At 28.8% G+C, this 15,417-nt stretch carries 18 protein-coding genes; 16 read left to right on the plus strand and 2 right to left on the minus strand.

Going from position 1 to position 15,417, the window contains the following annotated elements:
- Window positions 1-185 precede the first annotated feature (185 nt).
- Window positions 186-1,025 (minus strand): hypothetical protein, encoded by an 840-nt coding sequence (locus tag ABXG81_RS03550; protein WP_353529160.1) that lies wholly within the window; start codon window positions 1,023-1,025, stop codon window positions 186-188.
- An 11-nt stretch (window positions 1,026-1,036) separates the two neighbouring features.
- Window positions 1,037-1,642, minus strand: a complete 606-nt coding sequence (locus ABXG81_RS03555) for a S24 family peptidase (RefSeq protein ID WP_353529161.1) — start codon at window positions 1,640-1,642, stop codon at window positions 1,037-1,039.
- Window positions 1,643-2,128: 486 nt separating this feature from the next.
- Between ABXG81_RS03555 and pyrH the strand changes: the two genes are divergently transcribed.
- The 16 genes from pyrH (at window position 2,129) to smc (ending at window position 15,392) form a co-directional block, all read left to right on the plus strand.
- Window positions 2,129-2,845 carry a UMP kinase gene (gene pyrH / locus ABXG81_RS03560; RefSeq protein WP_117520807.1) on the plus strand — a complete coding sequence of 239 codons (717 nt, stop codon included), beginning with the start codon at window positions 2,129-2,131 and terminating at the stop codon, window positions 2,843-2,845.
- On the plus strand, window positions 2,846-3,406 hold the full coding sequence (gene frr, locus ABXG81_RS03565; RefSeq protein WP_117520809.1) for a ribosome recycling factor: 561 nt from the start codon (window positions 2,846-2,848) through the stop codon (window positions 3,404-3,406).
- A 1-nt stretch (window position 3,407) separates the two neighbouring features.
- Window positions 3,408-4,505, plus strand: a complete 1,098-nt coding sequence (locus ABXG81_RS03570; RefSeq protein ID WP_353529162.1) for a type II secretion system F family protein — start codon at window positions 3,408-3,410, stop codon at window positions 4,503-4,505.
- Between the two features lie 8 nt (window positions 4,506-4,513).
- The gene (locus ABXG81_RS03575; RefSeq protein WP_353529163.1) at window positions 4,514-4,885 is read left to right on the plus strand and encodes a prepilin-type N-terminal cleavage/methylation domain-containing protein; all 372 of its coding nucleotides are present in this window, start codon (window positions 4,514-4,516) and stop codon (window positions 4,883-4,885) included.
- Entirely contained in the window at window positions 4,869-5,600 is a 732-nt protein-coding gene (locus ABXG81_RS03580; protein ID WP_316122474.1) for a prepilin peptidase, read from the plus strand. Before ABXG81_RS03575 ends, ABXG81_RS03580 begins: the two co-directional genes overlap by 17 nt.
- Complete coding sequence (locus ABXG81_RS03585) at window positions 5,597-6,040, plus strand: prepilin-type N-terminal cleavage/methylation domain-containing protein (RefSeq protein ID WP_117520816.1); 444 nt, start codon at window positions 5,597-5,599, stop codon at window positions 6,038-6,040. The genes ABXG81_RS03580 and ABXG81_RS03585 overlap by 4 nt, the downstream gene beginning before the upstream one ends.
- Entirely contained in the window at window positions 6,024-6,374 is a 351-nt protein-coding gene (gene comGE / locus ABXG81_RS03590) for a competence type IV pilus minor pilin ComGE (protein WP_209813578.1), read from the plus strand. The genes ABXG81_RS03585 and comGE overlap by 17 nt, the downstream gene beginning before the upstream one ends.
- Window positions 6,346-6,840: a prepilin-type N-terminal cleavage/methylation domain-containing protein gene (locus ABXG81_RS03595; RefSeq protein ID WP_117520820.1), complete on the plus strand. Its 495-nt coding sequence runs from the start codon at window positions 6,346-6,348 to the stop codon at window positions 6,838-6,840. The genes comGE and ABXG81_RS03595 overlap by 29 nt, the downstream gene beginning before the upstream one ends.
- A complete protein-coding gene (locus tag ABXG81_RS03600) occupies window positions 6,837-7,337 on the plus strand; it encodes a hypothetical protein (RefSeq protein ID WP_117520822.1) in 501 nt (166 codons plus the stop codon). The genes ABXG81_RS03595 and ABXG81_RS03600 overlap by 4 nt, the downstream gene beginning before the upstream one ends.
- Window positions 7,338-7,399: 62 nt before the next feature.
- Window positions 7,400-8,590, plus strand: a complete 1,191-nt coding sequence (locus tag ABXG81_RS03605) for an acetate kinase (RefSeq protein WP_353529164.1) — start codon at window positions 7,400-7,402, stop codon at window positions 8,588-8,590.
- Window positions 8,591-8,664: 74 nt separating this feature from the next.
- Window positions 8,665-8,844 (plus strand): 50S ribosomal protein L32, encoded by a 180-nt coding sequence (gene rpmF / locus ABXG81_RS03610; protein WP_117520827.1) that lies wholly within the window; start codon window positions 8,665-8,667, stop codon window positions 8,842-8,844.
- 50 nt (window positions 8,845-8,894) lie between these two features.
- Window positions 8,895-9,878 (plus strand): phosphate acyltransferase PlsX, encoded by a 984-nt coding sequence (plsX, locus tag ABXG81_RS03615; protein WP_353529165.1) that lies wholly within the window; start codon window positions 8,895-8,897, stop codon window positions 9,876-9,878.
- Complete coding sequence (locus ABXG81_RS03620) at window positions 9,871-10,095, plus strand: acyl carrier protein (RefSeq protein ID WP_353529166.1); 225 nt, start codon at window positions 9,871-9,873, stop codon at window positions 10,093-10,095. The genes plsX and ABXG81_RS03620 overlap by 8 nt, the downstream gene beginning before the upstream one ends.
- Window positions 10,095-10,808 (plus strand): ribonuclease III, encoded by a 714-nt coding sequence (gene rnc / locus ABXG81_RS03625; RefSeq protein ID WP_353529167.1) that lies wholly within the window; start codon window positions 10,095-10,097, stop codon window positions 10,806-10,808. Before ABXG81_RS03620 ends, rnc begins: the two co-directional genes overlap by 1 nt.
- Complete coding sequence (locus tag ABXG81_RS03630) at window positions 10,801-11,892, plus strand: radical SAM protein (protein ID WP_353529168.1); 1,092 nt, start codon at window positions 10,801-10,803, stop codon at window positions 11,890-11,892. Before rnc ends, ABXG81_RS03630 begins: the two co-directional genes overlap by 8 nt.
- 38 nt (window positions 11,893-11,930) lie before the next feature.
- Window positions 11,931-15,392, plus strand: a complete 3,462-nt coding sequence (gene smc / locus ABXG81_RS03635; RefSeq protein ID WP_353529241.1) for a chromosome segregation protein SMC — start codon at window positions 11,931-11,933, stop codon at window positions 15,390-15,392.
- Window positions 15,393-15,417: the final 25 nt, after the last annotated feature.

Consider the following 15,417-nt stretch of genomic DNA (forward strand, 5'->3'; position numbering starts at 1 on the left):
TTTTGCCTTGGGGTGTCTTTTTTTACCCTTTCTATACTACCAGTTCCATTTGGTAATTTTCTTCTTTTTGCCATTTTATCCTCCTTATGGTATATTCTTATCGAGAGGCACTTAATGTATAAAAAGAAGTCAGTTAATGTCTTTCTACAGGTTTTTTATAGCACGGGTTTAATTTGCCCGTGCTTTTATATATATTTTTTGTTCAAGAAAAGATAATTTTTATTATTTCGTTTATTTTTCATAATAAAGTAAGTTCTGTTTAAAATCCAGTTCAATGTAGAACTATCAATAGTTTCAGATAGCTTTTTTCTCGCTTGAGTTTGCTCAATGCCGTAATTACTGTCTAAAAAATCTATAACTTTATTTATTGCATTAGGATAGTTTTCTACCATATCTTTCACCCTAGACTCTAATTCAGGGCAATTATCGTAGACTCCTAGGAGTTTTAAATCTTTATAAAGCTTTTTAGCTTCTTCAATTTTGTTGCATCTCATTAAGATGTCAACTGTATCTATTCTTATTGGTACGTTAGGAGGTATTTTTTGATCAACTCTTTTCCAATATTTCAATACGCCTTTTAATCCCATTAAATTATCTTTAGAATTTTTAATATACATGTTAATTTGTTCAGCTGAAGGGTTTGTTTTTCTAAATTCTTTCATTCTATGTAGTGAATCATAATATAAATTTAATGATTTGTTTTCTTCTTTATTCGGATAAAAATCTGGATTCCACTCGTATAATTCTTCGGGAGTTATTGTATATGATGATTGTGAGGTTTCAGATTTTTTAGTGGAGCTATTTGTTATTTTTTTTGTTTTTGATGTATCAAAAACGTCTCGTATGGACGTTGTCGTTTTATTATAGACCTTGTTGTATACAGCTTTTTTTGGGTTTTTTAATAATCCTACGCCTTTCTTGCCATATCCTGGCTTAGTAGCTCGATTGATAGTTCTTTTAACTTTACCAGTTGTCCTGGCCTTAAAACTCTTTTTAAAACTGGGCTTCCTGAATCCAAATTTCATAATTTGCTCCTTTATATCTTCCTTCGTATTTCTTTGACGATACCAAGGATTTTTACGGGTTCATCGCCTACTCCGTAGGTTTGTGGAGAGTAGTTGGGGTTGATTGGCTTTAAAGTAATTGTGCCGTTTTCGTTTTTTATAACTGTTTTTAGGGTGGCTTCGTAGCCGTTGACGTAGACTGCGGCATCTGTGCCGCTTTCACAGTCGGGACACTTTTCTATTATTACGGTATCTCCATCAAGGTATTTTGGATACATGGAGTCGCCTTCTACTTTTAGACCTAAATATGTTTTGTTCTTGTCGTATTCTTTTAGGGATAGGTCTTCTGTATCAGATATGTTTTCTATAGCTTCTATGGATATTCCTGCAGGTATAGAGCCGTAGACGTTTACAGTTATGTAGTTACTTATATTGTTTTTATTGTTATCTCTGCCTAAGAGGTAATCGACTGATACTCCAAACAAATCAGCAAACTGATTAATTATATCAGGATTAGGTGAGCGTGTTTCGTTTTCATATTGACTTATTGTAACTTTTGCAAGATTCTTCCTCTTACCAAGCTCCGCCTGATTCCAGTTGTTGTCGTTTTTTAATTGTCGTATTCTTTGATCTAACATAATACCTATTTTTCATATTGAATATTTATTATCATTAACTTACCCTTTTTATTCAAAAAGAAAATAAAATAAATAAATTGAATATATTCTAAATAAAAAACTTGATGAATATATAATATAATCAGAAAGGAAAAGAAGAAAAGATGTACAAACATTATCCGAATATGGATCCTTACATAGTGCTAAAGTTTTTCTATACCCTGAAATATGTAAGTGAGTTAAATCGAGAACAAGCTATATGAAGGTTTGAGATAAAAGCATACTAAAGGATAAGTGATTATGTGAAATTGAGCGAACACATATAACAACAGTAAAGGAGGCGAGTGAGCTTTTGTCTCACACCAATGCTTAAAGAAGATGCTGAATAAGCAGTGTCTTCTTTTTTTGTGCTTATAATTATAAATAAACCTTTATTTTTGATTTTATTTCTAAGATCTGTTAAAAAAAATGAAAATAGGTTATAATTTATAGTAATAGGAGGATGTTTTGCAAAAATTTAAAAGAGTAGTTTTAAAATTAAGTGGTGAAGCTCTAGCAGGTAACAAAGGTTTTGGTTTTGATGATGATGTCATAGAGGAAATATGTATATCAATAAAACAACTTCATTTGCTAGGAGTAGAAATTGCAATTGTTGTAGGTGGTGGTAACTTCTGGAGAGGTAGATCAGGAACTACTATTGATAGAGCAAGTTCTGATAATATAGGAATGCTAGGTACTGTTATGAATGGTCTTAGAGTTCAAGGGTCTCTTGAAGAGATGGGTTTGGATACAAGGCTTATGACAGCTATTGATATGAAAGAAGTTGCTGAACCTTATATTAGGCGCCGTGCGGTAAGGCATCTTGAAAAGGGTAGAATTGTTATATTTTCTGCAGGAACTGGTTTACCATATTTTTCAACTGACACTACTGCAAGCTTACGTGCTCTAGAAATTGGGGCTGATGTAATCCTTCTAGGAAAAACAGGTACCGATGGAATTTATGATAAGGATCCTAATATCTTTGATGATGCTGTTAAATATGATAAATTAACTTATAAAGAGATCTTACAACAAGAAATTAAGATTATGGATACTACAGCAACAAGTCTTGCTATGGATAATAAGATGCCTCTTATAGCTTTTGGTATAGATGACCCAAAAAATATGGTTAGAATATTTAACGAAGAAGATCCTATGGGTACAATCGTAAAGGAGAAGTTTTAAATGAATTATGACGAGATAAAACTTACAGCTGAAAAAGAAATGAAAGAAGCTGTTGAGTCTTTTGAAAGTAGAATTGCAACTATTAAAGCTGGTAGGGCTACTGAAGCAGTCTTAGATGGTATAACTTTTGACTATTTTGGAACCCCAACTCCAATTAATCAAGCTGCTACCGTTTCTATTCCAGAGGCAAGACTTTTAGTTATAAAACCTTGGGATAAGAATAATATTGCACCTATTGAAAAAGCAATTATTAAAGCGGATATAGGAATAAATCCTCAAAACGATGGTGAAGTTATTAGATTACCATTCCCAACTCTTACAGAAGAAAGACGTAAAGAGTATACAAAAGAAGTAAATAAATATGGTGAAGATGCTAAAATTTCTATAAGAAATAAAAGACGTGATGCTATGGATGAAGTAAAGAAAAGCGAAAAATCTGGGGATATCACTGAAGATGATAGATTTTCACTAGAAGAAGAACTTCAAAATATTACTGATAAGTATATCAAAGAAGTTGAAGTTCTAGCAGAAAAGAAAAATAAAGAATTATTGTCAGTGTAAATTGAATAGATTAGATAAAAACAAGATTAAAAATATTTTAAATAAGGATATATCTTCTACCAAAATAAATAGTAGGATTTTATCCTTATTTTTAAAACAACTGTCTTTATTACTTAGCTCAGGAATAGGATTGGATAAGAGCCTATCTATTATTGAAAAACAAAACTTAGACAAGAAGTTAACTAAGGTTTTAGTTAACATAAATCAAGACCTAGATAACGGTTGTTCTATTTATGATGCTTTTTGTAATAATAGAAAATTTTTTGATCCATTAATTATAGCTTTTATAAAAAGTGGAGATGAAAGTGGGAAGATGGCTGAGATATTAGATGAGCTTTCATTTTATATAGAAGAAGATTCTAAGAACAAAGCTGTCTTTAAACAAGCTTTAATTTATCCAATTATATTACTTGTCGTATGTATTGCTATTGTAGGATTACTAGTAAATTTCGTATTGCCTACATTTCAAGATGTTTTTGATTCTTCAGGGCAGAGTTTACCAAAAGCTACAATAATCTTAATGGAAATTGCAAACTTTTTTAAAGATTACGGACTAGTATTTATGATTTTTATTGTATCTATAGTTATATCTGTTCTTATATTGAGAAAGGATAAATATATGAGATTTAAACTTGACAAATTTAATTTTTTAAAATTACCTTTTTTCAAGTTTAGAAGACTTAAGTTAGAATATCAGTTTACTTCTCTTTTATATATCTTGAGGAGTGGAGATATAAATATAGTTTCTAGTTTAGCTATAATAAGAGATTCGTTTACCAATACATACATAAAAAAGATAGTTGATGATTTGATGATAGATCTTAAAAATGGGTATGATTTAAGCTCTAGTTTGGCTAATAAAAATCTATTTTCTCCTCTTTTCTTATCTATGATTAAGATTGGAGAAGATAGCGGAAATCTAATAGAATCTCTAAAAAAGTCTAGTGAGTATTATGCTAATGATTATATCTATAAATTAAGAAGAATGTCACAAGTTGCAGAGCCTGCTATAATAATACTTATGAGTCTTATTGTGGCTTTTGTAGTATTTTCTGTGGCTATACCTATATTTGATTCTGTAAATAATATTGCTTATTAGGAGATGTGATGAAAGTAAAAAAGAAAAAAGGATTTACTCTAATAGAACTTGTAATAGTTATCGCTATTATTGGAGTCTTGGCGGCTGTAGCTATTCCAAGATATAATAAATCAAGACTTGCTGCCAGTGAAGCTGCTCATAAGAGCAATGTTCAGATGCTAAAGACAGCTGCTTTAGTTAAACAACATGAGATGAATATTGGTGATAAAGCTACTTGGACTAGTCAAAAGAGTGCAAAAGAATATGTAGAAAAATGGCCAGCACTTCCAAATGGTTTAAAGTATACAAAAACTAGTGCAGAAAATCCGAAAGGTTATACAGTTATAATTGACTCAAATAGCATAACTGTTTTACCTGATGAGAATGACTATACAAAATAAAGTGGTATATATTTTTTTATTTATTTTAGGGACCATATTAGGTTCCTTTTCTAGTCTAGTTATCAGTCGTACTATTAATGGAGAAAGTATCATATATCCACCTAGCCATTGTGATTATTGTAGTCATAGACTTCATCCTTTAGATCTATTTCCTATTTTTAGCTTTATATTTCTAAAAGGTAAATGCAGATATTGTAAGACTAAGATTCCTATAGAAATATTTTTTACAGAAACAGTTGTAGGAATATTGATGATATTAATTTACAATCCAAACTCTATAGGACAAACGATTTTATTATCTTTTTCTATTATTTTAGCCTTAATAATTGCTGTAATAGACTTTAAAAGTTGTGATATTTATATGTATCAAGTATTAGTACTAGCAATAATTGGAGCTATTTATAGATATTTGTACTTATCCTATGATTTTGAATTTTTTAAGAAAATATTAATATTTTCCATAATATATTGGCTAATTTATAAGTTAAGTCGTGGGGGAATAGGTAATGGAGATATATACTTTTATATTTCATTATTTCTTTTTTTACCAAATGAACTTATAATATGGTTAATACTTTATTCTCTTTGGATTGGAGCAATATTTGCTATTTTAATAGCTATTAAATATAGATCAACTAAAATTGAGATACCTTTTTGTATTTATATATTTATCGCATTTATACTTGTAATAGCTAAAAATGGGGTGCTTTTATGAAAAAAAGAGCCTTTACTCTTATAGAACTTTTAGTAGTTCTTGCGATTATTTCTACTATAGTTGGTATAGGAATTACGAAATTTAAGACATTAGATATGATTAAAGCAAATTTAGAATTACAAACAATGGCAAATGATATAAATCATGCTAAAATCAAAGCTCAAACTACAGGTACGTCTTATAAATTAATATTAAATAGAGATTCTTATAAAATTAAAGCAAATGATTTAAATGATAGCTCTAAAGTAATTTATAGAGATTTAAATTATATAGAAATTCTTACTTCAAATGCTGAAATTATTACTTATACAAGTACAGGTAGCGTTAGCAATGCAAATACTATCAACTTAAAATATAAGGATGAGATAGATCCTAAGCAAAGGTACAAACTAAAAATTACAGTGGCAGGAGGACATTCAAGGATTGAAAAAGAAAAATAAAGGATTTACTTTAATAGAAACAGTAGTTGCCTTAGGAATACTATCGATAATAGCAATTCTACTTATGCCGTCACTCTTAGATCTAGTAAAAAGTTCAAAGAGTCTAAAGGACAAACCACAAGTAATATTTGCATTAGAAGAAGCTATAGAAAGTGAAAAGGCAAGTTCTAATGTGGAATATGGAAGTAGAAATATATATGTAAATGGGTTAGAAGTTATAATTACAAGAAATCCTTATGATGATAATCTAGATAAAATAAAAGCTAATTCAAGTAACTATGAACTAGAAGTGTTAGAGGTAAATAATGAGAAAAAAAGGATTTACTTTAATTGAACTTTTAACAGCTCTAGCTATAGGATCTATATTAATTGCTACTTGTTATGCTATATTTGGATCTAATATTAAAGTAGCAAAATATGCATATCAAAATGAGCTAGATTACAAGGAATCATCTGTAGGATTTACATATATAGACAATATTATTAGGTCAGCCTATAAAATTGAGCTTATAGAAGATAATGGCGAAACTAATTTTAAAGTCTATGTTTTAAATAGAGAAAGCAATCAAATTTCTAGTTATAACTTTCTTACAGGAGTATCCGATGGAATTAAGTATCTATACGCCTATATAGATAATATAAGCAATAAAAGTAAAGGAAAATCAAAAGTTAGAATAACAAGATGTGAGAACTTATATCTTTACTTTGATCCATCTAATAAAACAGTAAAAATCTTATTAAATAAAGATAGAACCGAAATTAGGTATGAAAGCTTAATATATGTGGGAGAGAAACTATGAAAAAAGGATTCATATCTATTCTCACTTTATTTGTGTTATTAGTATTATCTCTAACAATAACTTTTATATATCAACAGAATATTAATAATAGTGAATACATATCTGACTTATATAATAAAAAGCAAGCCCAATACCTGGCAGAATCGGTTATTAATAAGTATCTTGTAGAAAACTATGATGAATTAGAAGATATAATTTTAACAGATCATAAAAAATATAATAAAATAAATGAAGAAGTAAATAAAAATACAGAAAAATATTTGTTAGAGGATGATCTTAAAATAAGCTATGAAGGTAGAAATTATACACTTAAGCTAAGACATATATATAGAAAAGAAGATCCTAAAATAAATGATAGCTATAAGCTTTCAATATTTAATATTAGGGTGGGAAATTCAAAATCATCTTCAGAAATATGGTTTAAAGTTATAGATGATGCCGACAATTTGAAAAATAATGGCAAAAAAATTGAAATTATTACAAAACTTACATATTAACTTTTTTATTGCTGGGGTATTGGTATAATAAATAATGAAAAAATGAAATTAAAGGAGATCAAATGAAAATTTTAGTTATTAATTGCGGAAGTTCATCCCTAAAATATCAATTATTTAATATGGATACAGAAGAAGTGATGGTAAAAGGACTTGTTGAAAGAATTGGTATTGAAGGTAGCCGTTTAGTTCAAAAAAATAACGGAGATGAATTTGTTATAGAAGAAGCTATGCAAGATCATACTCAAGCTGTAGGACATGTATTTGATGCCCTAATTGATAGTGAGAATGGTGTTATAGGTAGCCTTGATGAAATAGATGCTGTAGGACATAGATTCGTTCATGGTGGAGAAAAAATGACTAAGTCAGCTTTAATTAATGATGAAGTTAAAGAAGCTATTAACGATGCAGCTAAATTCGCACCACTTCATAATCCAGCAAATATGATGGGACTTAAGGCATGTGAAGAATTACTACCAAATGTTCCAAATGTAGCAGTATTTGACACAGCTTTCCATCAAACTATGCCAGAAAAAACTTATTTATATGGTATTGATTATAAATACTATGAAAAAGAAGGTATTAGAAAATATGGCTTCCACGGAACAAGTCACAATTATATAACTAATAGAGCAGCTGAACTTCTTAATAAAGATATAAATGAGACTAATATTATATCAGCTCACTTAGGAAATGGCTCATCAATTACAGCTGTTAAAGAAGGAAAATCATTTGATACAACTATGGGACTTACACCACTTGAAGGACTAGTAATGGGAACAAGATCAGGTGATTTAGATCCAGCCGTAGTAACATATATAGAAGAAAAAGATGGTGTTTCTCCAGGAGAAATGAATAATATTTTAAATAAAAAATCAGGTGTTCTTGGAATTTCTGGTGTAAGTAGCGATTTTAGAGATTTAGAAGAAGCTGCAAAAGAAGGAAATGATAGAGCTCAATATGCTTTAGATATCTTTACAACAAGAGTAAAAAGATATATAGCTGGATATATGGCAGAAATTGAAAACACAGATGCTATTGTATTCACAGGTGGTATTGGAGAAAACTCTATAGAATTACGTAAAGAAATCATGACTGGGTTTGAACAATTTGGCATCAAAATTGATGATGAAGCTAATAACGTACGTGGAGATGAACACGTTATTTCTGCAGAAGATTCTAAAGTTAAAGTTATGGTAATAGCAACAGATGAAGAACTAATGATTGCAAGAGATACACAAAACTTAGTAAAATAATTATCCCTTGACAGATAAGATCACTCAATATATAATATTAAAGATTGCTAAATCTGATAAGAGGAGGTGTAACGATGGCAGTACCAAAAAGAAGAACATCAAAAACTAGAAAAAATAAAAGAAGAGCCTCAGCTTATACTTTGAACAGATCAAACTATGTTGAGTGTCCAAATTGCCATGAGCCAAAACTTCCACACAGAGTTTGCCCAAACTGTGGGGAATATAAGGGCCAAGCAATAATTGATGCAGAATAGAAGAAGATAGTGTTTAACACTATCTTTTTTAGTACCCAAAAAGAGGAATTATGAAAATATTAATTGATACTTATGGAGCTGATGAGGGTAGCCAAGTTACTATAGAGGGTGCTTTGTTAGCTAAACAAGAAATAGACTTTACGCCTGTTTTTATTGGAAATGAGAGAGAAATAAAGCTAACTATACATGATAGAATTCATGATTATGAAATAATATCTACAAATGAATATATATCAAATGATGAGGATCCAGTAAGAGCTATAAGAAGAAAAAAAGATGCATCGATAGTATTAGCCTATGAAAAGTCAAAAGAAGAAGGATACGATGGTCTTATTTCAGCTGGATCAACAGGAGCAGTTTTATCAGGCGGTTTGTTTTTAGCAGGTAGGATAGAAGGAATAAAAAGAGCGTGCCTTGCAGCAGGAATTCCATCAATTGATGGTGCTTTGACACTTTTAATGGACTCTGGAGCTAATATGGATTGTAAGGCAGAATACTTATACGAATTTGCTTTAATGGGATCTGTTTTTCTAGAAAATGTTATGTCCCTTGCTAATCCAAAAGTAGGTCTATTAAATGTAGGAGTGGAAGAACATAAGGGAAATAAGCTTAGCAAAGAAACTTACAAATTACTAAAAGAAAGTAATTTAAACTTTGTGGGTAATGTTGAAGCACGTGATCTATTTGCTGGCAATGTAGATATTATTGTAGCTGATGGCTTTGATGGCAATATAGCTTTAAAGACTGCTGAGGGAGTATTAAAGCTTATGGGAGATACATTAAAATCTATTATCTATAAATCAACAAAAAATAAAATAGCAGGAGGTCTTTTAAAGAAAGATATAAAATCTCTAGCTAGTACTTTTAGTACTGATAAAGTTGGTGGAGCTCCTTTACTTGGGGTAAAATCTTATGTGTATAAGGCCCATGGAAATACTAATGAAATAGCTTTTTCAAATGCTATATTGGGCCTTATGGATTATATACAGACCAATACTATTGAAAAAATTGAAGGAGAACTAAAAAATGGTTAGAGAAGAATTAATTAAACTTGCTAGTGATAATTTAAATATAGATTTTGCTGATATGGATATGAGCACAAAATTATCAGAATTAGATATAGACTCAATTGATATGCTTGATTTTATCATGGTAGTTGAAGATAAATATAGCATTGAATTTGAAGAAGATGAACTTGATGAAATAGAAACTCTTAGTGATATAGCTGAGTTAATAGAAAGCAAGAACTAATGACCTTATCATCACAAAGACTATTACAATTAAAGGAATTTGAGGATAAGATTGGCTACACTTTCAATGACAAAAAGTTGATAGATGTAGCCTTTACTCATTCTTCTTATACAAATGAAGTGAAAAATGAAGTAATGAGTAATGAACGTTTAGAGTTTTTAGGAGATAGTGTTCTAGATATGGTAGTAAGTGAAATTTTATTTAAAAATTATCACAAAAAACCAGAAGGATGGTTAACAAAAACTAGATCTAGACTTGTATGTACTGATTCTTTTGCTAAAGCTAGTGAAAAGTATGATTTAACAAGCTATCTAAACTTTGGTCATGGTGAGAAAAAACAAGGTGGAGAATTTAAAAAACACGTTAGAGCAGATACCTTTGAGGCAGTTTGTGCCGCAATATATTTAGATGCTGGTTATGAGTTTTTATTTGATTTTATAACCAATAATTATAGAGAAGATGCTTTAAAAATTATAGAAAATGATGCGATTTTCAATGATTATAAAACAAGGCTTCAAGAATATTATAATGCCCATGATAAAAAAATATTAAAGTATACTTTAGTAGATCAAACTGGCCCTGAACATGATAAGGTATTCACCATGTCTGTTAAAGTAGGTAACAAAACTTTGGCTACAGGCACTGGTAAAAATAAAAAAAAGGCAGAGCAAGATGCTGCTAAGAATGCCTATGAAAGATTAAAAAATGATTAAAAAAGAGTATATAATACCTATATTTATACCTTTTCTAGGTTGCCCTCATGATTGTGCTTTTTGTAATCAAGTAAAAATCACAAATTATAAAGATACAATGAAACCTAATAAGGTTATAGGTGAGATTGAAAAGAACCTAACCTACTTTCCTAAAACTGATAATATCAAAGAAATAGCTTTTTTTGGGGGATCTTTTACAGGTCTTGATAAAGATGTTATGATAGGATATTTAGAGCTTGCAAGAGAATACAAAGAGAAGGGAATTATTGATAGAATCAGATTATCTACTAGACCTGATTATATAAATAATTCTATTCTTGATATTTTAGAAGAATATAAAGTAGATGTTATAGAGCTAGGAATTCAGTCCTTATGTCAAGATGTTTTAGATTATAATGATCGCGGACATAGTGTCATAGAAAGCTATGAAGCTTCTAAACTCATAAAAGAATATGGTTTTACTCTAGGCCATCAAATAATGCCAGGCTTATATAAAGATAATTTTGAAAAAACTATAGATACAGTTATTAAGTCAATTAAAAGTGGTCCAGATATAGTTAGAATATATCCAACTCTTGTAATTAAAGATACAAAACTTGCTATGCTTTATGAAAAGGGAATATATAAACCATTAAGCCTTAAAGATGCTATTGAAGTTTCTGCTGAAGCTGCAATTCTCTATAATTATGCAGAAATTAATATAATTAGAATTGGATTACAAACTACAGAAAATATAAATGAGGGTGAGGATGTAATAGCTGGACCATTTCATCCAGCTATGAGACAACTCGTAGAATCAGAAATTTATAAAAAATATATAGAAGAGCTTATAAAAACATATGATTTAAAAAATGAAATAACAATTTATACAAATGATAGAAATATTTCTCTAATATCAGGAAATAATAAGTCAAATAAAAATTATTTCTATGAAAAATACAAATTTAATATAAAGTTTAAAACAAATAATGAGGAATTTATAGCATTTAATAATAAAAAAATAGACTTTGATTTAGATAAATTTATAAAAGCTTATGTAAAGAAAAATTATGGTGGTGATTTAATATTAGACTCGAAAGTATAGAGCTTAAGGGATTTAAGTCCTTTGCAAATAAAACAATAATACCTTTTGATGAACAAATCACAGCTATAGTAGGACCAAATGGATCTGGTAAGAGCAATATATCAGATGCTATAAGATGGGTTTTAGGTGAGCAATCAGTAAAATCACTTCGTGGATCCAAGATGAATGATGTAATTTTTCAAGGGGCAGAAAATAAAAATTCTTTGAATCTAGCTGAAGTTAATCTTAATTTTTCCAATGAGGATAAATCTTTAGATATAGCCTATGATAAGGTTGTGATATCAAGACGTATATATAGAGATGGAGAAAATGAGTATAGGATTAATGGCAAGAAAGTTAGGCTTAAGGATGTTAGAGAGCTTTTTCTAGACACTGGTATAGGGAAAGAAGGCTATTCTATAATAGGCCAAGGTAGGATTGATGAAATTATTAATTCATCAAATATCGAACGAAGAACAATTTTTGAAGAAGCAAGTGGAATTTCTAAGCATAAATACAGAAGAGATGAAGCTAGTAAGAAATTAAATAAAGTTACAGAAGACTTAGAAATTATAGAAAGAGAGTGGGAATACAAATCTCATGATTTAGAAAAACTTTCTGTAGAAGCAAAAAATTTTCAAAAATGGAGAAAGCTTTCCGAACAATTAAATAAAGATTCTTATAACTATTTAACAAATAAATCTAAGGTTTTGATAAAAGAAAGGGAAAATCTAGAAGATAAGATTAAAGGTATAGATGAGTCCATTAAACTTAATGAGAATAATCTTATTGATATAAAAGATAGATTAGAACCTTTCAATAAAGACTATAAAGCTCTTAAATCTTTGATAGAAAATAGTGAGCAAAGTCTTATTAAGTATGAAAAAACAATAGAAGCTAACAAAAATAAAATAGATTTAAACAAGCAGAAGTTAGCTTATAACCAAAAAGATTACAAGCGTATAGAAGATAATCTAAAAGCAAGTAAAGAAAAACTTGAAAAATTTACTGAAAAACTAAAAGAAGAAGAAAATAATTTATCCAGCAAAAATGAAGAAATTGATTCAACTAAAACTTTAATAAATGATTTAACTTTAAGTATAGATGAGTTTAAAGAAAAGAATAGTAAATTTAATAAAAACTTATCGATATTAACTGATAAATATAATAATATTTCTAATGCGATCAACGACTACAATATTAATCTCAAAACTAATGAGTTATTAAAACAAAAAAGAGATGAAGAAAAAAAAGTAAATCAAAAAAAAATAGAGCTTATTAGCTTTCAAATGGATGAATTATCAACAGAAATAGATGATTTGACTAGTAAAATATCAAAGTTAAAGAAAATTTTAGAACAATCTGAATTAGAACTAGAAAAGATTAATAAAGAAATTACTAATATAGAAAATGAACTTTCTATAAATGAGAAGAATCGAAGTAAGACAAATATAAATCTTAAATCTGCAATAAATGAGTATAAGTTTAATAAAAATCTTATCGAGAAAAACGAAGGATATAATTATTCGGTTCAAGACTTTCTAAATAAAAGCAAAGATAGTAAGCTAAGGGATTTTTATCTAGATACCCTAGCTAATCTTATAAATGTAAAAGATGGCTATGAGGATATAATAGATAACCTTATAGGCGGAGCAGTACAAAACATAGTAACTAAAAGTAAAGATGAAACTCGTAATTTGATAAACTTTGTAAATCAAAATAATATTGGTAGAATTACTTTTTTACCAATTGATTCAATTAAAGCTTATAAAAAAGATAAACCTAAGGAAAGCGAAGTAATTGCTATGGCCTATGAACTTTTATCTTACAGTGAAGGGTTAGAAAATATTATTTACCACTTTTTAGGATCAACTGTGGTTGTAAAAGATATAGATGATGCTATTAGTTTATCAAAAAAGATAAAAGGATATAGGATAATTAGCTTAGATTTAGATGTTATTAACGCTTGGGGATCCATGGTAGCTGGTTCTAATAAAAATAAAAGATCCAACATTAATATTTTAAACAGAAATAAGAAACTAAATGATAATAAAAGGAAGATAGGTACTCTTAAATCTGAACACGATAGGCTTTTAGATGAACATTCTAAACTGGAAAAACAAAAAAAAGATGTTTTAAAAGAAAGTCAAAAACTAGAAAACTCATATAAGAAAAATAAGGAAAGTTTCTCAAAAATTTCAAATGATATAGGAAATTTAACCTATAAGTTAGAGAATCTAAGCACTCAAAGAGAAGAACTAGAAGACAATAACAATATTAGCCCAGTTATTAATTCTAATATAGATATAGATGAATTAAACAATAACTATAAAAAATATAAAGATTTAATTGATGCTATAAATGAGGATATTAAAGCTAATGAAAAACTTAAGATAGAAACCACTTCAAAACTATCGGAGTCAAAAAATAAACTAGAAATTTCTAATCGCGACTTAAATATGATCAATAATACAATATCAAGTATTAAAGCAGAGCTAGCTAATCTATCTCAAAGTCAGAAAATAGAAGATAAATTATTGCTGGAAACTGATGAGAACCTTAGTCAAGTTAGTACAGAAAATGAAAAACTTTTAAATAAAAATCTTGATTTATCTAAAAGAATAGTTGATTTATCAAATGAATTGAAATCTAATAAAAGTTTATTAGAAGAAAAGGAAAGTGAGAATAGTAAGCTTATAGAATCTTTAAAAGATCTTGAAGAGAATATAAATACTTTTAATATAGAAAAAGTAAAATTATCTTATAAATTGGAGTCTATAGATAAGGAATACAACAATCTTTTAGACGAAGTAAAACCTTATATAAGTATAGAAATAAATGATCTTAAGAAAAAGTATAAGGATGAAAATCCAGTAGAAGTTAAAAAAGATAAGCTTATAAGCTTACAAAAATCCATCAACAATATAGGTTATTTTACGACAGATTCAGAAAAATCATATAAAGAAAGTCTAGAAGAATTTAACTTCATAGATACTCAAGTAAAAGATTTAAAAGAATCTAAGGATAATATAAAGAAGATGATAATATCTCTTGAGTCCGAGATGAAAGATGAGTTTAAAAAGAACTTTGATCTTATAAATGAGAGATTTGCTAGAATTTTTAAGACATTGTTTATAGGTGGGGAAGCTAAGCTTAAGCTAGATGATGAAAATGTATTATTAGCGGGAGTAGATATTATAGCACGTCCTCCATCAAAATCATTAAAGTCAATAACACTTTTATCTGGAGGAGAAAAAGCTCTTACAGCAGTTGCACTTTTATTTGCTATATTTGAAACAAATCCAGCGCCTTTTGCAATCTTAGATGAGATAGATGCAGCCTTAGATGAAACAAACATAAAAAGATATATAGAATATTTAAAATCATTATCCGAAAAATCTCAATTTATAATGATCACTCATAGACAAACCACTATGCAACTTGCTGAAAAAATACATGGAGTAACTATAGGTGATGATGGAATAAGTAAAGTATACTCTATTGACTTTAGCGAAGATTGATAATTAGACACTTAAAAGTAAAATA

The sequence above is a fragment of the Anaerococcus nagyae genome, from assembly GCF_040364225.1.
Lineage (GTDB): Bacteria > Bacillota > Clostridia > Tissierellales > Peptoniphilaceae > Anaerococcus > Anaerococcus nagyae.

What these genes read in the sequence shown, in the direction of transcription:
- ABXG81_RS03550 (WP_353529160.1), bottom strand. Translation starts at nt 1,025, where the DNA reads ATGAAATTTGGATTCAGGAAGCCCAGTTTTAAAAAGAGTTTTAAGGCC.
- ABXG81_RS03555 (WP_353529161.1), bottom strand. Translation starts at nt 1,642, where the DNA reads ATGTTAGATCAAAGAATACGACAATTAAAAAACGACAACAACTGGAAT.
- frr (WP_117520809.1), top strand. Translation starts at nt 2,846, where the DNA reads ATGAATTATGACGAGATAAAACTTACAGCTGAAAAAGAAATGAAAGAA.
- ABXG81_RS03575 (WP_353529163.1), top strand. Translation starts at nt 4,514, where the DNA reads ATGAAAGTAAAAAAGAAAAAAGGATTTACTCTAATAGAACTTGTAATA.
- ABXG81_RS03580 (WP_316122474.1), top strand. Translation starts at nt 4,869, where the DNA reads ATGACTATACAAAATAAAGTGGTATATATTTTTTTATTTATTTTAGGG.
- ABXG81_RS03585 (WP_117520816.1), top strand. Translation starts at nt 5,597, where the DNA reads ATGAAAAAAAGAGCCTTTACTCTTATAGAACTTTTAGTAGTTCTTGCG.
- ABXG81_RS03595 (WP_117520820.1), top strand. Translation starts at nt 6,346, where the DNA reads ATGAGAAAAAAAGGATTTACTTTAATTGAACTTTTAACAGCTCTAGCT.
- ABXG81_RS03600 (WP_117520822.1), top strand. Translation starts at nt 6,837, where the DNA reads ATGAAAAAAGGATTCATATCTATTCTCACTTTATTTGTGTTATTAGTA.
- ABXG81_RS03605 (WP_353529164.1), top strand. Translation starts at nt 7,400, where the DNA reads ATGAAAATTTTAGTTATTAATTGCGGAAGTTCATCCCTAAAATATCAA.
- rpmF (WP_117520827.1), top strand. Translation starts at nt 8,665, where the DNA reads ATGGCAGTACCAAAAAGAAGAACATCAAAAACTAGAAAAAATAAAAGA.
- plsX (WP_353529165.1), top strand. Translation starts at nt 8,895, where the DNA reads ATGAAAATATTAATTGATACTTATGGAGCTGATGAGGGTAGCCAAGTT.
- ABXG81_RS03620 (WP_353529166.1), top strand. Translation starts at nt 9,871, where the DNA reads ATGGTTAGAGAAGAATTAATTAAACTTGCTAGTGATAATTTAAATATA.
- rnc (WP_353529167.1), top strand. Translation starts at nt 10,095, where the DNA reads ATGACCTTATCATCACAAAGACTATTACAATTAAAGGAATTTGAGGAT.
- ABXG81_RS03630 (WP_353529168.1), top strand. Translation starts at nt 10,801, where the DNA reads ATGATTAAAAAAGAGTATATAATACCTATATTTATACCTTTTCTAGGT.